The organism is Polaromonas sp. (genome assembly GCF_029945685.1).
Lineage (GTDB): Bacteria > Pseudomonadota > Gammaproteobacteria > Burkholderiales > Burkholderiaceae_C > Polaromonas.
The window spans coordinates 246,428-268,066 of the sequence record NZ_JAQSDA010000027.1; the positions used below are offsets into that span (position 1 = coordinate 246,428).

The 21,639-nt window shown below is 66.5% G+C and carries 20 protein-coding genes; 12 read left to right on the top strand and 8 right to left on the bottom strand.

The genetic code is table 11. The features are described from left to right. Positions 1 to 192 precede the first annotated feature (192 nt). From PSV26_RS19600 to PSV26_RS19615, 4 genes are all read right to left on the bottom strand, one after another. The gene (locus PSV26_RS19600) at positions 193 to 1,317 is read right to left on the bottom strand and encodes a DNA alkylation repair protein (RefSeq protein WP_300573250.1); all 1,125 of its coding nucleotides are present in this window, start codon (positions 1,315 to 1,317) and stop codon (positions 193 to 195) included. A gap of 4 nt (positions 1,318 to 1,321) precedes the next feature. Then, positions 1,322 to 2,656, bottom strand: coding sequence for a 3-deoxy-D-manno-octulosonic acid transferase (locus PSV26_RS19605; protein ID WP_300573253.1), 1,335 nt, complete (start codon positions 2,654 to 2,656; stop codon positions 1,322 to 1,324). Beyond that, positions 2,638 to 3,819: a lipopolysaccharide heptosyltransferase I gene (gene waaC, locus PSV26_RS19610; RefSeq protein WP_300573623.1), complete on the bottom strand. Its 1,182-nt coding sequence runs from the start codon at positions 3,817 to 3,819 to the stop codon at positions 2,638 to 2,640. The genes PSV26_RS19605 and waaC overlap by 19 nt, the downstream gene beginning before the upstream one ends. A gap of 91 nt (positions 3,820 to 3,910) precedes the next feature. After that, positions 3,911 to 5,368, bottom strand: coding sequence for a phosphomannomutase/phosphoglucomutase (locus PSV26_RS19615; protein WP_300573256.1), 1,458 nt, complete (start codon positions 5,366 to 5,368; stop codon positions 3,911 to 3,913). A 112-nt stretch (positions 5,369 to 5,480) separates the two neighbouring features. Between PSV26_RS19615 and PSV26_RS19620 the strand changes: the two genes are divergently transcribed. The 4 genes from PSV26_RS19620 (at position 5,481) to PSV26_RS19635 (ending at position 9,092) form a co-directional block, all read left to right on the top strand. Further along, complete coding sequence (locus PSV26_RS19620; protein ID WP_300573259.1) at positions 5,481 to 7,133, top strand: AlkA N-terminal domain-containing protein; 1,653 nt, start codon at positions 5,481 to 5,483, stop codon at positions 7,131 to 7,133. A 248-nt stretch (positions 7,134 to 7,381) separates the two neighbouring features. After that, the gene (locus PSV26_RS19625) at positions 7,382 to 8,011 is read left to right on the top strand and encodes a methylated-DNA--[protein]-cysteine S-methyltransferase (RefSeq protein WP_300573262.1); all 630 of its coding nucleotides are present in this window, start codon (positions 7,382 to 7,384) and stop codon (positions 8,009 to 8,011) included. Further along, positions 8,008 to 8,925, top strand: a complete 918-nt coding sequence (locus PSV26_RS19630; protein ID WP_300573265.1) for a DMT family transporter — start codon at positions 8,008 to 8,010, stop codon at positions 8,923 to 8,925. The genes PSV26_RS19625 and PSV26_RS19630 overlap by 4 nt, the downstream gene beginning before the upstream one ends. Beyond that, a complete protein-coding gene (locus PSV26_RS19635; RefSeq protein ID WP_300513128.1) occupies positions 8,922 to 9,092 on the top strand; it encodes a hypothetical protein in 171 nt (56 codons plus the stop codon). The genes PSV26_RS19630 and PSV26_RS19635 overlap by 4 nt, the downstream gene beginning before the upstream one ends. Positions 9,093 to 9,097: 5 nt before the next feature. Here PSV26_RS19635 and PSV26_RS19640 read toward each other — a convergent pair whose 3' ends face one another. Further along, positions 9,098 to 9,757, bottom strand: a complete 660-nt coding sequence (locus PSV26_RS19640; protein WP_300573268.1) for a DUF1345 domain-containing protein — start codon at positions 9,755 to 9,757, stop codon at positions 9,098 to 9,100. A gap of 119 nt (positions 9,758 to 9,876) precedes the next feature. Beyond that, positions 9,877 to 10,131 (bottom strand): hypothetical protein, encoded by a 255-nt coding sequence (locus tag PSV26_RS19645; RefSeq protein WP_300513132.1) that lies wholly within the window; start codon positions 10,129 to 10,131, stop codon positions 9,877 to 9,879. Positions 10,132 to 10,251: 120 nt separating this feature from the next. Here PSV26_RS19645 and PSV26_RS19650 point away from each other — a divergent pair, with 120 nt between their 5' ends. Beyond that, entirely contained in the window at positions 10,252 to 10,572 is a 321-nt protein-coding gene (locus tag PSV26_RS19650; protein WP_300573271.1) for a hypothetical protein, read from the top strand. Between the two features lie 54 nt (positions 10,573 to 10,626). Here PSV26_RS19650 and PSV26_RS19655 read toward each other — a convergent pair whose 3' ends face one another. Continuing rightward, positions 10,627 to 11,079, bottom strand: coding sequence for a LysR substrate-binding domain-containing protein (locus tag PSV26_RS19655; RefSeq protein WP_366946019.1), 453 nt, complete (start codon positions 11,077 to 11,079; stop codon positions 10,627 to 10,629). A 150-nt stretch (positions 11,080 to 11,229) separates the two neighbouring features. Further along, positions 11,230 to 12,027: an IclR family transcriptional regulator gene (locus PSV26_RS19660; protein WP_300573273.1), complete on the bottom strand. Its 798-nt coding sequence runs from the start codon at positions 12,025 to 12,027 to the stop codon at positions 11,230 to 11,232. 132 nt (positions 12,028 to 12,159) lie between these two features. Between PSV26_RS19660 and PSV26_RS19665 the strand changes: the two genes are divergently transcribed. From PSV26_RS19665 to PSV26_RS19695, 7 genes are read left to right on the top strand one after another with little or no spacing between them, the layout of a single operon-like run. Next, entirely contained in the window at positions 12,160 to 13,398 is a 1,239-nt protein-coding gene (locus PSV26_RS19665; protein WP_300573276.1) for a thiolase family protein, read from the top strand. Next, entirely contained in the window at positions 13,395 to 14,978 is a 1,584-nt protein-coding gene (locus PSV26_RS19670) for an AMP-binding protein (RefSeq protein ID WP_300573279.1), read from the top strand. Before PSV26_RS19665 ends, PSV26_RS19670 begins: the two co-directional genes overlap by 4 nt. Beyond that, positions 14,975 to 16,714 carry a phenylacetic acid degradation protein PaaN gene (gene paaN, locus PSV26_RS19675; RefSeq protein WP_300573282.1) on the top strand — a complete coding sequence of 580 codons (1,740 nt, stop codon included), beginning with the start codon at positions 14,975 to 14,977 and terminating at the stop codon, positions 16,712 to 16,714. The genes PSV26_RS19670 and paaN overlap by 4 nt, the downstream gene beginning before the upstream one ends. An 11-nt stretch (positions 16,715 to 16,725) precedes the next feature. Next, a complete protein-coding gene (locus PSV26_RS19680; RefSeq protein ID WP_300573285.1) occupies positions 16,726 to 18,171 on the top strand; it encodes a carotenoid oxygenase family protein in 1,446 nt (481 codons plus the stop codon). 2 nt (positions 18,172 to 18,173) lie between these two features. Further along, positions 18,174 to 19,925, top strand: a complete 1,752-nt coding sequence (locus PSV26_RS19685; protein WP_300573288.1) for a class I adenylate-forming enzyme family protein — start codon at positions 18,174 to 18,176, stop codon at positions 19,923 to 19,925. After that, entirely contained in the window at positions 19,922 to 20,623 is a 702-nt protein-coding gene (locus tag PSV26_RS19690) for an alpha/beta fold hydrolase (protein ID WP_300573291.1), read from the top strand. Before PSV26_RS19685 ends, PSV26_RS19690 begins: the two co-directional genes overlap by 4 nt. A gap of 25 nt (positions 20,624 to 20,648) precedes the next feature. Next, the gene (locus PSV26_RS19695; protein ID WP_300573294.1) at positions 20,649 to 21,638 is read left to right on the top strand and encodes a tripartite tricarboxylate transporter substrate binding protein; all 990 of its coding nucleotides are present in this window, start codon (positions 20,649 to 20,651) and stop codon (positions 21,636 to 21,638) included. The last annotated feature ends 1 nt before the right edge of the window (position 21,639 follow it).

Here is a 21,639-nt window from a genome sequence, read left to right on the forward strand (position 1 = left end):
CGCAATCGCCGCGAAGCGATAGTTCGCGGCAACAACCTGAAAGATGGCAGGGCGCCCAAAGCAGCCCCTGGAAAGCCACATTCCTCGTTGGCTACCGATATTCGAACACGGTCGATGCCCAGCCAAATGACGTTAAGCGCCGAGAAGGCCTGACACGCGTGCCGCAGAAGTACCGGTATACCTTGAGCAAAATCATTTCGTCGAAACAGCCGTCAACTCAAACACCCCCAACTCCCTGCCCTGCCCGTTCAGCAGCACATCCACCCGGTGCAACCCCGCATGGTGTTTGCGCGTAGTCATTTCAGCAGTGGACACCGTCTTGCTCAATCGCACGGCTTCCTTGGGCGCCAGGCTCAGCACCTTCAGCTTGAACACCTTGGCGCTGGTCTTGCCGCTGGCCTTGACGTAGTGGATGCAGAAGTCCACCAGCACGTCCTGCGGCTTCGCGCTGGTGTTGGTGATGTCAAACGCGATGTGGACCTTCTCGCCCATGGGCACTCGCGCGGGCGTGATGCGTGCGTTCGACACTTCGACCTTGGCGCTTTTTCCGAAGCCCAGCACCTCCAGCGCGCCGGCCTCACCGCGTTTGACGGCGGAGCGCAGCGCGTGCTGGACGATCCAGCGGCGTTCGTCGCTGGCCCCTCTGAGCCACTGCTTCGCGGTTCTGGCCAGCAGGTCCGGGTGGTCCTTGCCGATGTCGTTGAGGTTGTTGGCGACCGAACGGCGCACATACAGCGCGGGGTCGTCCTTGAGCAGCTCCAGCAGTTCAAGCACCGGTGCCGGGTTCTTCTGGAACGCCGGCAGGCGGCTGGCCCAGGGCAGGCGCGGGCGGCTGCCTTCGGAGACCAGGCGGCGCACATGCTCGCTCGGGTCGCTGGCCCATTGTTTGAAGCGCTTGAGTGTGGCGGCTTCGTGTTTCTGAAGAAAGGCGCGGATGCTGAACTCGGCGGTGAAGCGCTGCGTCAACGCATGCTGCGCCTGCATCGACTCCTCAAAATGATCCAGCCCGAACTCGGCCACAAACATCGTGTGCGGCAGGTACAGGAAAGAGCCCAGGGTCAGCCCCGCATCGCGCGCGTGCGGCTGGTCCAGCGAGGCCAGCAGAATCTCCAGGGCTTTCGGGTAGTCGGGCGGCAGGTGCCGCTGCAGGGCGCGTGCGATGTGTTTGCCGCGCGGCATCAGGGCCAGGGCGTCATACCCCTTGAGCGCATCGGCGACAAACCTGCGCGATTCAAACGCCGGGTGCACGGCGGTGATCATCCGTGCGATGGCTTTGGGCACGTCGGCACCGTACTGGTTGACCAGGGGTTCTGCCACGGCTTCAGTCCTTCAGAAGTTCTTCCAGTGCCCGCACCGTGTTGGCGGCCGCACCGCGGTGCTGCGCGGAAAACTGCCGCCCTGCGGTTGCGGCGGCCTGTTGCGCGGCGGGCCGGATCAGCATGGCGCGGGCAGCGCGCACGGCTTCGGCCATGTCCTGCACACGGCGCGCGGCACCGGCGGCTTCGGCAAGTTCGGCCACCTCGGCAAAATTGAAGGTGTGCGGGCCCATGATGACGGGGCAGCCGCAGGCGGCGGCTTCGATCAGGTTTTGCCCGCCCAGCGGCGCGAAGCTGCCGCCCAGCAGGGCCACGTCGCTCATGGCGTAATACAGCGCCATCTCGCCCAGCGAGTCGCCGAGCCAGACATCGGCGGCCACGGGCGCATCGGCCCAGGAGGAGCGGCGCGACACCGAGAGCCCGTGTTTTTCCACCAGGGCCTGCACCTCGTCAAAACGCTGCGGGTGACGCGGCACGATCAGGATACGGAAGTCGGCGGTGGCCGGCGACGGCTCGCCGGTTGCTCCTTTTTCAGGAGCTGCTTGCGCCCGTGTGGAAAGGGCCAGGGCCGTTACTTGATTTAAAAAATCGTCTTCCTCGCCCTCGCGCGAACTGGCCAGCATCAGCACCGGCCGGCCCCCCGCCTGGCGCCAGCGCCGCCCGAGGTCCTGCTGCGCCGCATCGGGCGCGGCGTCGAACTTGAGGTTGCCGAACACCCCCTCTACCCTCGCACCGAGCTTGCGCAGGCGCTCGGCGTCGTTGTCGCTCTGCGCGTACACCGCCGCCAGCGCCGCATAAGCCGGCCGCGACAGCCGCGCCATGCGCAGAGCCTGCTGCAGCGACTTGTCGGACAGGCGCGCGTTGACCAGCACCAGCGGCACGCCGCGCGCCTGCGCGCCGGCCACGGTGTTGGGCCAGACCTCGGTTTCCAGCAGCAGGCCCAGGCGCGGCTTGAAGTGTGTGAAAAAACGCGCCACGGCGGCCTGGCTGTCCCAGGGCTGCCAGACCTGCACGTCGCCCGCGCGCAGCAGGCCCGCGCCCTCCGCCCGGCCGGTGGCCGTGCCATGGGTCAGCAGAATGCGAACCCCGGGCCAGCGCGTGCGCAGGGCCGCGAGCAAAATGCCCGCGGTGCGGGTTTCACCCAACGACACGGCGTGCACCCACACCAGTTCGGAAGCGGTTTCAGCGGGCAGGGTGTAGTGGCCGAAGCGCTCCTCGATGGCATCCAGGTAACCCGGCTCGGCCAGACCGCGCCGACGCAGCTTGCGCCGCAAAAAAGGCTGGGCCGCCCACATCAGCAGTGAATAAAGCTGGCGGATCATCAGGGAAGCGCTGCCCATTCGGACACCTGCGCCGGGAGCGGCAGGCAACTGAGCCATGCGTCCCAGACCGCCTGCACCGACGGCGTGGGCTGGGCAAAAACGCTGAGCTGGCGCGCGGCTCCTGCGCCCGCCGGCCGCGCTGAATCAGGCAGTGGCCCGGTACGCCAGGCGGTGTCAAAGTTGTAGATCTGCACATGCGGCAGGTCGAGGGCCACGGCGATGTGGCTCAGGCCGCTGTCCACACCGATGACGCCGGCACACTGCGCCAGATGCTGCGTCAGTGCGTCGAGCGCCAAACGCGGCCACACGATAGCGCCCCCACGCTCGTCACTTCGTGTGCCTGCGGCGGTTCCCTGCCCCTTGCAGGACGAAGAGGGGCGCTGCGCCTGCGGCCCGGCAAAGCCGGTTCCGCGGCCCCTGCTTGCAAGAGATCCCCCAAGCTCGTCATCAACGTTCAGGGCTGCGGCGATCGCCTGACTCGTCGCCAGTTCGTCCGTGCTGCCGTGCGGCAGGGCAATGCGGTAGCCCTGCGCAATGAGCTGGCGGCCCAGCGTGACCCAGTTCTCCAGCGGCCACTGCTTGTCGGGGCGCGAGGTGCCATGCACGAATGCTATGGTTTCAGGAGCTGCCTGCGCATGCTCCATAAGGGCCGGTGGCACTTTTAATCCAAAATCCGGAACCGGCGACAAGGTGTAGCCCAGGGCGCGCGCGCACAGCTCGCGCCCGCGCTGCATGGCGTGGATGTGCGGCGGCAGGGCAATCGCCACGTCGGCCACCCAGCGCGTCGGCGCTTCGTAGGCCGAGCCCTCGGTCTGGTTGGCCAGCGCATAACGCTTGCCGCCCGGCGCCAGCCGGGCCAGGCGCGCCACCAGGGCGGACTTGGTCAGGCCCTGCAGGTCGATCACCGCGTCATACGGCTGCGCCTGCAACTGCTTTTTGAAAGCGCCCCACCCGGCCCGCGTGGCCGCCGCCAGCGGCGCCTTGCGCCAGCGGCGCAACTCGCAGGGGATCACGTGCTGCACATGGCCGCTCGCCAGCAGCGGGGCCAGCAAAGGCGCAAAAGATTTTTCCACCACCCAGTCGATCTGCGCACCGGGACGCGCCGCCAGGATGTCCTGCACCACCGGCAGCGTGTGCACCACGTCGCCGAGCGACGACAGCTTGACGAGAAGTATCTTCACCATGCGCCGGCCGCCCCAAGCAAGGCCAGCACTCTTGGGGGACATCCTTCGACAAGCTCAGGACGAACGGGATGTTGCGACCGTGGTGGCATCAGTGCGCCGCAGCGGCAAAACTGGCATCGGGCTTGACGCTGCGCAGCAGGCCCAGCATGTCAGCCTGGATGCGCGCCAGCGCTTCCGGTGTGCGGCCTTCAAAACGCAGCACCAGCACCGGCGTGGTGTTGGAGGCGCGGATCAGGCCAAAGCCGTCGGCCCAGTCGATGCGCACGCCGTCTATCGTGGAAATCCTGGCACCGGCGTTGAGGGCTTCGCGCAGGGCGCTGGCGCCTGAGGGATCGGGGCCAGCCGGCGCAGGACCGGCATCGCGCATCGCCTCCATGGCCAGGGACACCAGCGCGTCGACCACGGTGTGCGGCTCGCCTTCCTTGCAGGCCACGTTGAGTTCGGGCGTGCTGAAGCTGGTGGGCAGGGCATTGAGCAGGGCGCCGGCGTCGGGCGAACGGCTCACGATTTCCAGCAGGCGGGCGCCGGCGTAGGTGCCGTCGTCAAAACCGAACCAGCGCTCCTTGAAGAAGATGTGGCCGCTCATCTCGCCGCCCAGCGGCGAATTGACCTCTTTCATCTTCGCCTTGATCAGCGAGTGGCCGGTGCGGTACATCATGGGCACGCCGCCGGCGGCCTCGATCTCGGGGGCCAGGCGCTGCGAACACTTCACGTCGAACACGATGGCGCCGCCCGGCGCGCGCGACAGCACATCACGCGCAAACAGCATCATCTGGCGGTCGGGGTAGATGTTGTTGCCGTCACGCGTGACGATGCCGAGCCGGTCACCGTCGCCGTCGAAGGCCAGGCCCAGCTCTGCGTCGCCGGCCTGCAGCACGGTGATCAGGTCCTTGAGGTTTTCCGGCTTGCTCGGGTCGGGGTGGTGGTTCGGAAAGGTGCCGTCGACCTCGCTGAACAGCTCGGTCACCTCGCAGCCCAGCGCGCGGAAGATGTCCGGCGCCGACGCCCCGGCAATGCCGTTGCCCGAGTCAATGACAATTTTCATGGGCCGCGTGAGCTTGACGTCGGCCACGATGCGCTCGCGGTAGGCCGCGAGCACGTTGACCGGGGTGATGCTCCCCGCACGGGCGGGCGCGGCCCAGCCTTCGGCTTCCATGCTGCGGCGCAGGGCCTGGATGTCCTCGCCGTAAATGGCGCGGCCGGCCAGCACCATCTTGAAGCCGTTGTAGTCTTTCGGGTTGTGGCTGCCGGTGATCTGGATGCCGGAGCTGGCCAGCGTACTGGCCGCGAAATAAAGCATGGGCGTGGTGGCCATGCCGATGTCGATCACGTCCACGCCGCTGGCCGCCAGGCCGCGTATCAGCGCCGCGCTCAGGGCCGGCCCGCTCAGGCGCCCGTCGCGCCCCACCGCCACCGCCTTTTCACCCTGGGCCAGGGCGATGCTGCCGAAGGCCCGGCCCAGCGCCTCGGCGACCGGCTCATTGACAGTGGAGGGCACCACGCCGCGGATGTCGTAAGCTTTGAAAATGGATGCGTCAAGCTGCATGGGGTGGCCACTCCTGGGGTTGCGAAACAGCAGCGATTGTAGGCGCCGGGACTGTGAGGCAGATGTCCGGAAACGGCCAGTCAAAACCCGCCCGCCACGTATCATCCAGCCCATGACCCCGGACGCCACCCCTCTCGCCGACGACGCCTGCTACCTCGCGCTGAAAGCGCGGGACGCCCGCTTCGACGGCCGCTTTTTTACAGGTGTTACCTCCACCGGCATCTACTGCCGGCCGGTCTGCAGCGTCAAGACGCCCAAACGCGAGAACTGCCGCTTCTTCGGCCATGCGGCGCAGGCCGAAACCGCGGGTTTCCGGCCCTGCCTGCGCTGCCGGCCCGAACTGGCGCCGCACTCGGTGGTCTGGTCCATCCAGGACGCCTCTTACATTCTCGCGCACCAGGCGGCCCGCCTGCTGGACGAGCCCGAAGCTTGGGCCCCCTCGTTTGTCGCTTCGCGTGCCTACGGCGGTGCACTGCCCCTTGCACGAGGAAGAGGAGCGCTGCGCCTGCGGCCCGGCGAAGCCGGTTCCGCGGCCCCGGCTGGTGAAGAGGCAGCCTCCACGCTCGGTCGGGGCGGCACTTCGCCGCACGACACCGAGCCCACAGTGGCCGGTCTGGCCGCCAAGCTGGGCGTCAGCGACCGCCACGTGCGGCGGATTTTCGAGACGCAGTTCGGCGTGTCGCCCATGCAGTACCTGCAGACGCGCCGGCTGCTGACGGCCAAGCAGTTGCTGGCCGACACCGCGCTGCCGATCACGCAGATTGCGCTGATCAGCGGCTTCGCCAGCGTGCGGCGCTTCAACGCGGCCTTTGTCGGCCACTACGGCCTGAACCCGACGCAGATGCGGCGCCAGGGCGACACCTCGCCGGACGCCGGCATCACCGTCAGGCTCGGTTACCGCCCGCCGTATGACGTGGCAGCCATGACCGCTTTTTTCAGGAAGCGACAGATCAACGCTATCGAATTTGTAGCTGACGGCGCAGGCAGCGTAGGGATAGGGCGCACTTTTCGCGTAGAAGCCGGCGGCAAGGTGCATGCCGGCTGGATCCACGCCAGCTTCGACGAAAGCCGCTGCCACGTCGCGCTGCGCATCAGCGACTCGCTGCGCGAGGTGTTGCCGCTGGTGATACGGCGGCTGCGCGCCATGCTCGACCTCGACGCCGACCCGCAGGCCATCAACAGCGTGCTGCACGCCTCTTTTCCGGGCGGCGACGGCCTGCGCGTACCCGGTGCGATGGACGGTTATGAACTCGCGGTGCGTGCGGTGCTGGGCCAGCAGATCACGGTGGCGGCCGCGCGCACGCTGGCGCAGCGCATGGTGGACAAATTCGGCGAACCGATTGAAACCCCCTGGCCCGCCCTGACGCGGCTTTTTCCTGCGGCGGCGGTGCTGGCGCAGGCCAGCGGCGACGCGCTGGGCCAGCTCGGCATTGTCAGGCAGCGGCAGACCGCCATCGTCGGCATTGCCCAGGCCGTGGCCGAAAAGCGCCTGCAACTGCATGGCGGCGCCGATGTCAACGCCACCATCGCCGCCTTGAAAGCCCTGCGCGGCATTGGCGACTGGACGGCGGAGTACATCGCGATGCGGGCACTGCGCTGGCCCGACGCCTTTCCGTCCGGCGACGTGGCGCTGCACAAGGCGCTCGGCGTGCAGGGGCTGAAAAACCCAGCCAAGGAAGCCAGGCTCGCCTCGCTGGCCTGGAAGCCCTGGCGCAGTTACGCCGTGATCCGGGCCTGGAGCGGCGCGATGGAACCCACCGGCTGACGGCCACCGCGATCCATGCGTTCAGGGAATGAATCAGGCGCTTCGATTTCATTGGACGGGAAGGCGCCGCCGCGCGACGATCAGCGGCGAATGATGGAGCTTCCTTTTTCCCTGAAATGTGTGCGGATGGATAAACAGCCATGTCGCTTCTTATTTGATAGCAAACAAACCCCGTGCGCAAAGGGAAAAGGCCTCGCAGCAGCCTGAATACCAGGCGGGAACCCGAAACCATTCAAAAGGTGAACCCCATGAAATTTGACCCCTCCATCGTTCAGACCACTTTTCAAAGCCCTCTGGGCAAGATGACCATTGCCGCGACCGACAAGGGCCTGGCCGGGCTCTGGTTCGAGGGCCAGCGCCATCTCCCACAAGAGTTGTTGGCCCCCACGCTCAGCACTGACGTGTCCTCGCTGCCCCCCGAGGGGGCGCTGCCCCTGCGGCCCGGCAAAGCCGGTTCCGCGGCCCCGGCTGGTAAAGAGAAAACCCCCACGCGTGCGGTATGGCCCAGCGATCCGGCACATCCGGTTCTCCAGCAGGTGATGAGCCAACTGACCGAATACTTTACGGGCCAACGCACGCAATTCGACGTACCGCTGGACCTGGCCTACGGCACGGCTTTCCAGCAATCGGTCTGGCAGGCACTGCTGAAAATCCCGCAAGGCGGCACCGCCAGCTACGGCGAAGTGAGCCAGCGCATCGGCAAACCAGCCGCCGTGCGCGCCGTGGGTGCCGCCGTCGGCCGCAACCCGGTCAGCATCATCGTGCCCTGCCACCGCGTGATGGGTGCCAACGGTGCGCTGACAGGTTACGCCGGCGGGCTGGACCGAAAAACCGCCCTGCTCAAGCTTGAAGGCGTTCTTCAGGAGCACCGGCTGTGAGTTCAACATCTGCAAGTGCAGCCGTCGGCGCCCGCCCGAAACACTGGGCCATCGACTTCGTGCTGCTGGCCGCCATCTGGGGTTCGTCTTTCCTGTTCATGCGCATCGGCACGGTCGAGTTCGGCCCGCTGCCGACGGCGGCCGTGCGCGTTGCGATTGCCGCGGCCTTTTTGCTGCCGCTGGTGCTGCTGCGCAGGCTGGGGCCCACGCTGGCGAAAAACTGGCGCCATGTGTTCCTGGTCGGCCTGTTCAATTCCGGCATTCCGTTTGCCTGCTTTTCGTTTGCGCTGCTGTCCATCACAACCGGGCTGTCGGCCATTCTCAACGCCACCGTGCCGATGTTCGGCGCGCTGGTGGCCTGGCTCTGGCTCAAGGACAAGCCCAACCCATCGCGCCTGCTGGGCCTGGTGGTCGGTTTTGCCGGGGTCGCCATGCTGGCCTGGGACAAGGCCACGTTCAAGCCTGACGCCTCCGGTGTGGCGCCCGGCTGGGCCGTGCTGGCCTGCCTGCTGGCCTGCATCTGTTACGCGCTGTCGGCCAGCTATGCCAAGCGTTACCTGAAAGGGCTGCCGCCGCTGGTCACTGCCGCTGGCAGCCAGATCGGCGCCACGCTGGGTCTGGCGCTGCCGGCCCTGTGGCTGTGGCCGGCCAAGATGCCCGGTAGCAGCGCCTGGTTGGCCCTGCTGGTGGTGGGTGTGCTGTGCACCGGCGTTGCCTACATCCTGTACTTCCGGCTGATCGAGACCGCCGGCCCGGCACGCGCGCTGGCCGTGACTTTTGTGGTGCCGGTGTTTGCGGTGTTGTACGGCGTGCTGTTTCTGGGCGAGGCCGTCACGCTGTGGATGCTGCTGTGCGCGGTGGTGATTGTGTGCGGCACCGCGCTGTCCACCGGGCTGCTTAAAATTCCCCGATGAGTTCCGCCCGCAAGACCAAGATCAAACTCAAGCTCAAGGCCACCCGGCCGCGCAACCCGCTGGTCGTGCCGGCGGCACAACGCAAGGCGGGTGCGCACCGCAAGTCGCGATCGGCCACCCGGCATGCCGACAAGCGGGCGCTGGACAAGCAGCTGCGCGAAGACTGAAGGTCCTATTTCAGGGAGCCCGCCACCACGTTGATGCTGAGCGCCAGGATCAGCATGTTGAAGGCAAAGGACAAGACGGCGTGGAGCGTGGTGAGCCGGCGCATCGCGCGCGAGGTGATCTGCACGTCGGACACCTGCGAGGTCATGCCGACCACGTGGGCGTAGTAGAGAAAATCAAAATAGTCAGGGTCCTGCCCGCCTGGAAACAACAATCCGGCCCCGCCGGGTTGATGGCGTTTTTCTTCCCGGTAGTAGCGGTGTGCGTAATGAAACGAAAAAACGGCCTGAATGAACAGCCAGGAGGCGGCCAGCGCCGCCATCGACAAGGCAATCTGCAGGGTGCGCCCCACGCCGGAGAGGCCCCGGCTCTGCTGCATCATGAACACAATGGCCGTCACACAGGCCAGGGTGGCCAGCAGCAGCATCAGGAAAATCACCACGCTGGGCTCGTCCTGCGCCTGGGCACGTTCGCGGGTGCCCTTTGCATCAAAACCCATGGCCAGCCACCAGGCCAGCACCAGGTAAACAGCCACGCCCGCACACCAGCCTAGCAGGCCGCGCAGCGGCCAGGCCAGCGGCAGCGGCAGGGCGGCCGTGGCCAGACCTGCCGCCAGGCCGTACACAAGGCGCTGCGGTCCGGTGGTTTCGGAAAAATGGTGGCGCATGGGCCCATTGTGATGCCAGCGACGCGCCGCCTCAAGGCCTGCAGCGGCGGCCTGTCCCTGTGTTGCAGATGAGGCGGCACTGGCCGGCGCCGCTGGGCCGGTGCTTGCGGGAACTGCGCCTATTTCCTCTTCAGGCCTTCAATGACCAGCGCTGCCTCGATGTCGGCCTCCTGCAGCTTGAGGTTTTGCATCACCAGGTCAAAGGCAGCGCCCATCATGATGGCGCGGGTGCGCTCCGGAATGTTTTCCCAGCTCTCAGCCAGCTCGTTGATCAGCACTTCGGCCAGGGTGCCCATGTCGAACACCCGCGCCTCGGACAGGTCCGCCTGGTCCATCCGCTCGTTGAGCAGACGCATCACAAAATCCCGGTTCATTTTTTTCTCCCTGATGGACGGCGGCCGACCAGATCGGCGCGCCTGCCTGGTTATTTCTTGTCATGACTGACGAAGGTTACCGCGTCAGCAGGCGCCCTGCTTGCGGCGCCGTGGAAAACGTTGGCCATCCAGAGCAGCAAGACCGTCAGCGCCTGCCTACAATGGGTCATCATCCCCACCGGATCACACATCTGTATGGCCGAGTTTTTCAAGACCTCCGTCACCTGGGTCGTCGACTTCCACTACGAAGGCCGTCCACGCCGCTGGTTCAAAGCCTTCGGCCCGCATGACGATCCGTTCCAGCAAATGACGGATACCCTGAAGGACCTGTACGGTGACCGCGCCAAGCTGGCGTCTGTGCGCAAGGCCACCGACGAAGAGGAATTGCAGTACCTGCGCGGCGAAGAGCCGAAAAACAGCTACTGCCCGACGGGGCGCTGACCGGATGTGAGGAATACAGCCAGCGGTGAACGGGTTTCAGAGAGCCGCTACACATCAGGACAGGTCGGAGCACCGAATCTCCTCACGAAGTTCATTCGCAAACGCGTCGGCAAGTTGCAGACGCTGTTCTGACTCCGGAAAGATGATGGCGTAACCTGAAGAGAGCGCCTCCTTGATCGGTCGGGCGACGACCTGCGAACCTGCGAACGGCATGGCTGTCGATTTACCGACCAATGTGATTCCAGCGCCCGCCGCCACCAACGCGCAGGCGATTGTTGAGCTCGGTGTTGCGAGTACCACATTGGGCTCGACATCCAGGCTTGCGAGCACGTCGTCAATCTGGTGCCTTACAAAACTCTGACGGACCAATAACACCACGCGCTCGCCGTGGAGATCCTTAAGCGAAATCACGCTTTTTTTGCCAAGCGGTGGGTTGCAGGAATCACAGCCACAAACGGCAGAGGCTCCAGAGGCTCGATCGTGATGGCGGATCGAAACAGCGGTAATTCCACGATTCCGACGGACAACGGTTCTGTCGTCGAAGTTCGTTCAGCGCTCCATGGTCCGCTGGTCATAGATCAGCAAGAACTGTGACAAACCTCAGGAGGCACGACGACGGTCCGGCCTCGATGGACGTCTACCGGCCAGCCCTCATGCTTACCGCACCCTCGACCCGCTGCGGTACAACGCTGATCGCAAGCGCGCCACTTCGCGGTCCAGATCCTTGAGCACGTCGGCCTGGTGCGATGGTGTCATTCGCATGGAAATGGCGGTCACGCTCATGGCCGCGATGGGCTGGCCCGCGCGGTCCAGCACCGGCATGCCGACGCCGGTGACGCCGGCGATAGCGAAGTCCGAGATGCGTGAGTGGCCCTGCTTGCGCGCTTCTTCGACCAGCGTCTCCAGCAGGCCCGGCGTCAGTCCGCCATACCCGGGCAGGCGCGGAGCGTTGGCCTGGATGGCCGCCTTGCGTTCGTCCTCGTTCAGCCAGGCCAGCAGCGCCAGGCCGCCCGCGCCGACGCCCAAGGGCTGGCGGTTGCCGACCTCGACGGAAAACACCTTGACCGGAAAGGCGCCTGTGCGCCGATCCAGACAGAACGAGTCGGCGCCGCTGCGCACCACCAGGAACACCGTGTCGCCCGTGGCCTCCGCCACCTTGTCCAGGAAGGGTGCGCACAGTTCGCGAAGGTGAAAGTGCGACGCAGCCGACAGCCCCAGTTCATAGGCGAACTGGCCCAGGTAGTAGCGCTTGTCGTGTGAGCGCATCAGCAGGCCGCAGTCCACCAGTTCCTTGAGCAGCCGGTGTGCCGTCGGGCGGCTGAGCCCGAGGGCGTCGACCAGGTCCACCAGGCGGACGCCCTCGCGGCTGTGGGTGGAGACCACGCGTAGCAGTTCCATGGCGCGGGCCACGGTTTGAGAGCCGGCGGCCGGATTTTTTGAAGAAATGTCCAACATGCGGATGATTTTGCCTTAATTCTGCGCATGTTACCGGCAGAATATGGACATTCCTGAGCGATCCACACCCATGACCCACCTCCATCCGATTGACCCCGCACCGTCTGGCGCCCGCCGCCTGGGGGCCTGTTCTTGAGCGGTGTCTACATCATCGGCGCGGGCATGACGCCTCTGGGCAAGCACCTGGAGTCCTCGGTGAAGCAACTTGCTTCCGATGCAGTCAATGCGGCCCTGGCCGATGCCCGGTGTGGGCTGGCGGACATCCAGGCCGCCTGGTTCTCCAACACCCGCCAGGGCGTGCTGGAAGGCCAGCACGGCATACGGGGCCAGGCCGCGTTGCGGGCGATGGGCGTGCAGGGCATTCCCATCATCAATTGCGACAACGCCTGCGCCAGCTCCTCCACCGGCGTCAACCAGGCCTTTGCCGCACTCAAGGCCGGTGAGTGCGACGTGGCGCTGGTGGTCGGCGCGGAGAAGATGCACTACCCCCACAAGCGCGAGCTGATGTTCGAGGCCTTCTGGGGCGGCATGGACCGCGAACTGGCTGCCGCGCAGCTGGCGCGCCAGCAGGAGTTGTCCGCCGCGCTGGTGCTGCCCGAAGGGGCCGAAACACAAGGCGAGCGCAGCGTGTTCATGGACAGCTATGCCGCCATGGCGCGCCACTACATGCTGTTGTACGGCGCCACCCAGCGCCAGTTCGCGGCGGTGGCGGCCAAGAACCACTGGCATTCGCAGTTCAACCCGCTGGCGCAGTACCGCAACCCGATGACGGTGGACGAGGTGCTGGCCGATCGCCTCGTCAGCTGGCCGCTGACCCGCGCCATGTGTGCGCCTATGAGCGATGGCGCCGGCGCCCTGGTGCTGTGTTCCGGCCGGGTGCTGGGGCGTTTTGGCCGCGGACGCGCGGTGCGTGTGCGCGCGACTCGGCTGGCCAGCGGCGTGAGCCGGGCGCCCGATGATTTTTCGCGCCACGTGGGCCGCCTTGCCGCGCTGAAGGCCTATGAGGCAGCCGGCATTGGCCCGCAGGACCTGGACGTGGTCGAGGTCCACGACGCGTCCGCGTTCGCCGAGATCCGCCATGTGGAGAACCTGGGCCTGTGCGGGCTGGGCGAGGGCGCCGCCATGGCAGAGCGTGGCGAGACCCGGCTGGGGGGGCGCATCCCGGTCAATATCTCAGGCGGCCTGGTGTCCAAGGGCCATCCGATCGCGGCCACGGGCGTGATCCAGCTGCATGAGTTGGTGACGCAGCTGCGTGGCGAGGCCGGGCCGCGCCAGGTGCAGGGCGCGCGCCTGGCGGCTGCGGAGAATGGTGGCGGCTTCTACGATGGCGAGGAAGCGGTCGCGGCGGTCACGATTCTGGAGAAGACATGACATTGGCGCACCTGGCCCCTGGCGATGCCGGTTCTCAAGCGTCCCGGCTGGGCGACCTGCTGGTGGATGCCATCGCACGCTTTCCGCAGCGCGTGGCGCTGGTGGATGCCGATGCGTCGCTCAGCTATGAGGCGCTCGGCGCGCGCATTGCGCACGCGCTGGCGGTGTTCCGTGCTCTGGGGCTGCGCCAGGGCGAGGTGGTGGCGCAGCTGTGCGGCAACCGCATCGACATGTTCTGCGTGATGGCGGCCGCCTATGTCGGCGGCTACTGCTCGGTGACGCTGCACGCGATGGCTGGCGCCGACGACCATGCCGCCATCCTTGACGACTGCGGTGCCCGGATGCTGGTGTGCGAGAGCCACTATGCCCAGCGGGCGCAGCTGCTGCGCGAACGCTGCGCCGGGGTTTCGCATTGGCTGTCGCATGATGGAGACGATGCGAAGGTGGATTTCTGGCGCCAGGCGTCACAGGCGGCAGGCGCAGTGCCGCAGGCGCAGGGTGCGGCCGAGGACATCATCCGCATCGGTTACACCGGCGGTACCACCGGGCGCCCCAAGGGCGCGATGCTGAGCAACCGGTCGATGCTGACCAATGCGCGCCTGTGGCTTGCGGGCCTGGACTGGCCCGATGGGGTGCGCACACTGTGCTCCGCCCCGATCTCGCATGGGGCCGGCTCACTGATCTATCCTACGCTGGCGCGTGGCGGTACCGTGGTGTTGCAGCGCGGCTTCACGCCGCAGGGCTGGCTGGACGCGGTGCGGACCCACCGCATCCAGCACACCTTCATCGTGCCGACCATGCTGTACGCGCTGCTGGACCATCCGGCCACCGCCACGGGCGATCTGGACAGCCTGTGCGCACTGATGTACGGCGCTGCGCCGGCCTCGCCCAGCCGGATCCGCCAGGCGCTGAAAGTCTTCGGGCCCGTGCTGGTGCAGACCTATGGCCAGACCGAGGCGCCCAACACCATCCTGCTGCTGGACCAGCAAGCCCACGCGCAGGCCACGGACGTTCAGCTGGCCAGCGCCGGCCGGCCGTTTCCCGGGCTTGAAGTGGCTCTGCACGACGATGTGGGACGGCCCGTGCCCGAGGGTGAGGTGGGCGAGATCTGCGTGCGTGGCTTGCTGCTCATGAGCGGCTACCGCGGTCAGCCCGAGCAGACCCGCGCCGCCTTGCGCGGCGGCTGGCTGTGCACGGGCGACCTGGCGCGGCGCGACCCGCAAGGCCTGTTCTTCATCGTGGACCGCAAGAAGGACATGATCATCAGCGGCGGCTTCAACGTCTATCCCAAGGAAGTGGAGGACGTGCTGGCCAGCCACCCCGACGTGGCCGCCGTTGCCGTCATCGGCGTACCTGACGCCAGGTGGGGCGAGGCCGTTAAGGCTGTGGTGGTGCGCAGGCCGGGCGCGCAGGCCTGCGCGGAGGACCTGATGGCCTACGTGCGCAGCCGCAAGGGGGCGATCTACACGCCCAAGTCCGTTGATTTCGTCGACACCGTCCCGGTCACCGGGCTGGGCAAGGCGGACAAGAAAGCATTGCGCCACCACTACCAGACTCGACACGAACAGGGGTTTGCATGAACGTAGTATTGACCGATTCCGTGGCCCTGGCCGGGCCTGACCTGATGGACCGGCACCGGGCGGTGTTTGCCCGCGCGCAGCAGGCCTGCCGCGAGCGCCACTGCTGGAGCCCTTACCCCGACATGCCCGGCAAATACCCCGGCGCGGGCGCCGCCCAGCTGCGTGGGCGCCAGGCGTTCGAGGCGCATCTTGGCGCGGTGTTCGCGCTGGACCAGCCGGGCGTGCAGGGTGCCACGCCCCGGGAGGCCGAGGAAGTCTCTCCCTACACACAACAGCCCCTGGGCGCCAGCTACCGCTTTGCCGACATCGACACCCTGTTCGATGCCGCCCAGGCGTCGATACCCGGGTGGGCTGGCGCCAGTATCGACACGCGCATCGGCACGCTGATGGAGGTGCTCGACACACTGTACCGTGACCACCTCTTCGAGATCGCCAACGCCGTCATGCACACCGCGGGCCAGAGCTTCAACATGGCCTATGCCGGCAGCGGTGTCAATGCGCTGGACCGCGGGATCGAGGCGCTGGTTTATGCGGAGCAGGCCATGCGCGCCGCGCCAACCACCGCGCGCTGGGAGCGCAGCTTCGGCAGCGCCAACATCACGCTGGACAAGACCTACCGCCTGGTGCCGCGCGGCGTCGCCGTGTGCTTCTCCTGCGCGAGCTTTCCCACCTGGAATGCCTGGCCTTCCATGCTGGCCAGCCTGGCCACGGGCAACGCGGTGATCGTCAAGCCGCACCCGGCCACGGTGCTTCCTATGGCGATCACGGTGCGTGTGTTCCGCCAGGTGCTGGCGGCCGCCGGGTTCGACCCCAACCTGGTCACGCTGGCGCTGGACAGCACGCAGGAGCCGGCCGGCAAGCTGCTGGTCAAGCACCCCAAGACCGCCATCGTCGATTTCACCGGCGGCGTGCGCTTTGGCCAGTGGGTCGAGCAGAACGCCTGGCCGGCGTTGTGCTTCACCGAAACCGCGGGCTGCAACACGGTGGTGCTGGAGTCCGCGCCCGACCTGGATGCAGCGCTGCGCAGCCTGGCAACGACCTTGTGCATGTTCAGCGCGCAGATGTGCACCAGCCCGCAGAACATCTATGTGCCCAGGCAGGGCGTGCGCACGCCCGCCGGCACGGTGCCGTATGCCGAGGTGGCGCGCCGCCTGGCCGACGCCGTGGCGGCGCTCACGAGCGAGCCCAAGAAGGCGGCCATGATCCTGGCCACGATCCAGTCTCCCCAGACCCTGGCCATGCTTGCGGACTTGCAGCATCAGGCCGAAGGCACGGGTGAGGTGCTGCTTGCGCCTGCAGCCTACCGGCACCCCGAGTACCCCGACGCGCGCACCAGCACGCCGCTGATGCTGGCCGTGGGAAAGGACGCGCGCGCGCTCTATGGCCAGGAGCGCTTCGGGCCGGTGAGCTTTGTCATCGCCTGCGACGACGCTGCCGACGCGCTGGCCCAGGCCACGCAGGACGTCAAACAGTTTGGCGGCCTGACGGCGTTCCTGTATTCGGAAGACGAGGCGTTCATCGCGCGCGCCGAGCAGGCCTACGCCCAGGCCGGCGCGCAGCTCACGATCAATCTCACCGGCCCGATGCCGCTGAACTTCGCAGCGGCCTACAGTGACTACCACGTCACCGGCCTGAACCCGGCAGGCAATGCCAGCCTGACCGACCTGGCCTTCGTGGCCAGCCGTTTTCGCATCACCCAGTCGCGCCGGCCAGCCGCTGCCGGAACCACCCTTTGAAGGAGACCATCATGGGCATCAATGAAATTCCGGTTCTGCAAGGCGGCTTCGCGCCGGTTGAGCAGGAGCTTGACATCGAACTCACCGATATCGAGGGCGAGGTGCCCCGGGACCTGACGGGCATGTATGTTCGCAATGGTCCCAACCGTCGCTTCGAGGCGGACGGGCGCTACCACTGGTTCGACGGTGACGGCATGCTGCACGCGGTGCGCTTCGAGGGCGGCAAGGTGCGCTACCAGAACCGCTGGGTGATGACCGACGGCCTGCGCGAGGAGCTGGCCGCCGGCAGCGCCTTGTGGCAGGGCATCAAGGACCCGCCGCGCAAGGACCGACCCGACCAACCGATCAAGAACACGTCCAACACCGACGTGAAGTTCTTTGCCGGCCACCTGGTGTCGATGTGGTACCTGGGCGGCGCGGTGTACCGCGTCAATCCGGGGGATCTGTCCACGGCCGGCAAGCTGGACGTCGACCCGCGCCTGCAGGGCCTGCCGATCTCGGCCCACTCCAAGGTGGACGAGCGCACCGGGGAGTTCCTGTTCTTTGCGTACGGCAAGAAGTCACCGTACATGCACTATGGCGTGATGGACCGTTTTGGCAAGCTGCAAACCTTCATGCCGGTGCAGTTGCCCGGCCCGCGCCTGCCGCACGACATGGCGATCACGCCCAACTACACCATCCTGCACGACCTGCCGCTGTTCTATGACATGGAAGCGCTGTCCGCCGGCCGCCACAAGCTGAAGTTCTATCACGAGACGCCGTCCCGCTTTGCCGTGGTGCCGCGCCACGGCACGCCGGAGCAGATCCGCTGGTTCGAAGCCAAGCCGGCCTACATGTACCACGTGTCCAATGCATGGGAAGAGGATGATGGGCAGGGTGGCATCGAGATCGTGATGACGGGCACGCCGTTCCGTCTGCCGCGCGACTGGCGCGGCAATGTTGAGCATGAGCGCTTTCCCAAGATGCCGGCCAATCTGGAGCATGACTTCCTCTTCTACGAATGGCGGTTCAACCTGCGCACCGGGGAGACCCGGGAGCGCGTGATCGATGACATCGTGAACCAGGAGTTTCCGGTGATCAATTCATGGATGCAGGGCTACAAGACGCGCTATTCCTGGAACGTGCTGATGGGACGCAGCAACCGTGCGGAGGACCCGCGCTTCTGCGGCCTGGTGCGCTACGACCTGGAGCGCAATACCTGCACCACCTACCACGAAGGCGTGGACAAATGGTTCAGCGAGGCGCCGTTCGCGCCCAAGGACCACTGGAAGGAAGAGGACGACGGCTACCTCGTCGGCTTCATGTGGGACGACACCAGGCAGGCCTCGTACGTCGCCATCTTCGACGCCAAGGACATCACCAAGGGGCCGGTGGCGCGGATCAAGCTGCCCCAGCGCGTGCCCAACGGCTTTCACGCCACCTGGGTCAGCGGCGAACGCCTGGCGCGCGGCTGGTAACCATGATCCTGGTCAGCCCGCAAAAGATCGACGAGTACACCCATGCCGGCTGGTGGGGAACCACCACCCTATGGGACCTGTTCGTGCAGCACCGGCGCGAGCGGCCGGATGCCCAGGCCGTGGCCGACGCGTGCAATCGTGCCGACTTCGCCCATGGTGCACCCAGGAGCCTGACCTGGGCGCAGCTGGGGGATGAGGTCGATCGTTTCTGCCTGCTGCTGCTGGACAGTGGCCTCACGCGCGACGACGTGCTGGTGGTGCAACTGCCCAACTGTGTCGAGCAGTTCGTGGTGTACCTGGCCTGCGCGCGGCTGGGCCTGATCGTCACGCCCGTGCCAGTGCAGTACCGGGACCATGAGCTGGAGCACATCCTGGAAGTCACCCGCGCCCGTGCCGCCGTGACGTTCACCCGTATCGGCAAGCCCACCGGAGGCCACGCGGCCGCGGCGATGTTCGTGGGTCTTGCGGTCGCGCATCCTGACCTGCGGCTGGTGCTGGCGTGGGGTGATGCGGTCCCGGCGTCGGCCATTGACATTGGCGCCAGAACATCGGCCGCGTTGACGGACGACGCTCGGTCGCGTCTGGCCCAGGCCGAGCGCGACGCCGCCGTCACCGCCAATGACGTGTTCACCGTCTGCTGGACCTCGGGCACGGAGGCCCAGCCCAAGGGCGTTCCGCGCAGCCACAACGAGTGGCTGATCATCGCGCCGTCCATCATCGAGGCGGCGCAGATCCCCCAGCACGCGCGGCTCCTCAACCCGTTTGCCCTGGTCAACATGGCGGGCATCTCCACCGCCTTCGTCACCTGGCTTGCGCTGGGCGGGACCGTGGTGCAGCACCAGCCGTTCACGTTACCCGTGTTCCTGCAGCAGCTGCGCGAGGAGCGCATTGACTACACGGTGGCACCGCCCGCCATTCTCAACATGCTGCTGCAGAACGCCGCGCTGCTGGAGGGCATTGACTTCAAACGGCTGTCGCGCATCGGGTCGGGCTCGGCGCCGCTGTCGGACTGGATGGTGCGCGGCTTCGCCGAGCAGTATGGCGTGCAGATCATCAACTACTTCGGCTCCAACGAAGGCGCGGCGCTGTCGGGCAACGCCATCGACATCCCCGAGCCGGAGCTGCGGGCCCAGTTCTTTCCGCGCGCGGGCGTGCCCGGCCATGCATGGAGCGTGTCCACCACGCGAAAGATCCGCACGCGGCTGGTGGACCTGGAAAGCGGTGAGGACATCACCGTGGCCGGTCTGCCGGGTGAGCTGCGCTTCAGTGGCCCGACGATCTTCAGCGGCTACTTTGGTGCCCCGGCGTTCAGCGCACGCGCCTTTGACGCGCAGGGCTTCTACAAGACGGGCGACCTGTTCGAGATTGCCGGTGACCGGCTGCAGTACTACCACTACGTCGGCCGCTCCAAGGACCTGGTGATGCGCGGGGGCGTGAACATCTCGTCAGAAGAAGTCGAGAACTTGCTGCTGGCCTGCCCGGGCGTGCGCGAGGCGGCCGTGGTCGCCGTGCCCGATCCGACGATGGGCGAGAAGCTGTGCGCCTGCGTGGTGGCGGCCGAGGGGCAGTCCGTCACGCTGCAATCGATCGCCGCCTACCTGCGCGACGAAAAGCGCGTGGCCATCTACAAAGTGCCGGAATACCTGCTGCTGCTGCCCAGCCTGCCGCGCAATCCGGTTGGAAAAATTCTCAAGCGGGAGCTGCGCGGCCAGGCCGCGCAGCTGGCGCCGCAAGCTCAGAAAGTCGCCGCATGAAACCTGTCCTGCTACTGATCCCCGGCATGCTCAACACGCCCGCCATATGGGACTGGGTGGTTCCCTTGCTCAAGGAGCGCGCGGACATCCGCATCGCCGATGTGCTGACTCAGGAGACCATTGCCGGCATGGCAGATGACGCCTGGGCCCAGCTGGGGGACGTGCCGGCGGAAACGCCCGTGGTGGTGTGCGGCTTCTCGATGGGGGGCTATGTCGCCCTTGACATGCTGGCCCATGTGCGCCGGCCGTTGCACGCGGTGGGGCTGCTGGACACGTCAGGCCGTCCCGAATCGGCAGAAGGCCTGGTGGTGCGCGAAAAGACCATCGCTGCGATGGAACGCAACTTTGCCAAGGTGGTCGACGGCCTGGTGCCGTTTGGCACGCATCCGGACAGCCACGCGCGCGCCGAGCTGATGCAGGCGCTCCAGGCCATCGAACTGGGCACCGGCGCGCCGACCGCGATCCGGCAAGTGCGCGCGATCATGGGTCGAGGAGACCACCGCGCCGCGCTGGCACGGCTGAGCCTGCCGACGCTGGTGATGTGCGGACGGGGCGACCGCATCACGCCACCGGAGCTGTCCGAAGAGCTTGCCGCACTGATACCGGGGGCCCGGCTCGAATGGATAGAAGGCGCGGGCCATATGGGCCTGGCCGAGCAACCCGACCGCGTTGCTGCGTTGATTGCCACCCTGCTTTGAATAACTACATCTGTTGGAGACACCCATGAAACGACGTCAAGTCCTACGTTCCCTTGTCACCGCGCCCCTGGCGATGGCGCTTCCTTTCGCACCCACCCGCGCTCTGGCGCAGACGTTTCCGGACCATCCGCTGCGCATCGTCGTGCCCTTTGCACCAGGCAACACGCTGGACACGGCCTTGCGGCAAGTGGCCGAGGTGTTCAAGACCAACACCGGCCAGCCGCTGCTGATCGACAACAAGCCCGGCGGCTCGGGCATCATCGCCGCGCAGGCCCTGATGACGGCGCCGCCCGACGGCTATACGCTGCTCCTGGCCAACACGAGCATGCTCACGATCAACCCGCACACCTTCACCAAGCTGCCCTACGATCCGGACAAGAGCTTCAAGCCGGTGACCAACTTCCTGGGATCGGCCATGGTGATGGCGGTCAACGCCAGTGTGCCGGCCAGCAATGTCAAGGAGTTCGTCGCCTGGACCAAGTCAAGGCCCGGCAAGGTGTCATTCGCTTCCTTCACGGCCGGCAATTCATCGCATTTTGCCGGCGTGATCCTGAACCAGCGCGCGGGCATCGACATGGTCCACGTGCCCTTCAACGGCACGCCGCCCGCAGTCACCAACCTGGTGGGCGGGCAGGTGGATGCTGCTTTCCTCCCACTGCTCGCCGTCAAGCCGCACCTGGACACCGGCAAGGTCAAGGTGCTGGCGGTCACAAGCCCCAAGCGCTCTGCGCTGATGCCCGATGTGGCCACCTTCCGCGAGCAGGGCTATCCGGATCTGGAGATTTACATCTGGGCCGCGATCGTCACGCGGGCTGGTACGCCCGATCCGCTCATCGCCAAATTGAACGCGGAGCTGGTCAAGGCGATCAGCTCGGCGGAGATCCGCGAGAAATGGCGTGTGATGGATTTCGAGCCCCTGCCGTCGATGCCCGATGAACTCACCAAGTTCTCGCAGGCCGATTCGCGTCGCTGGGCCGAGGCGGTGAAGATATCCGGCTTCAAGGCCACCGAGTAAC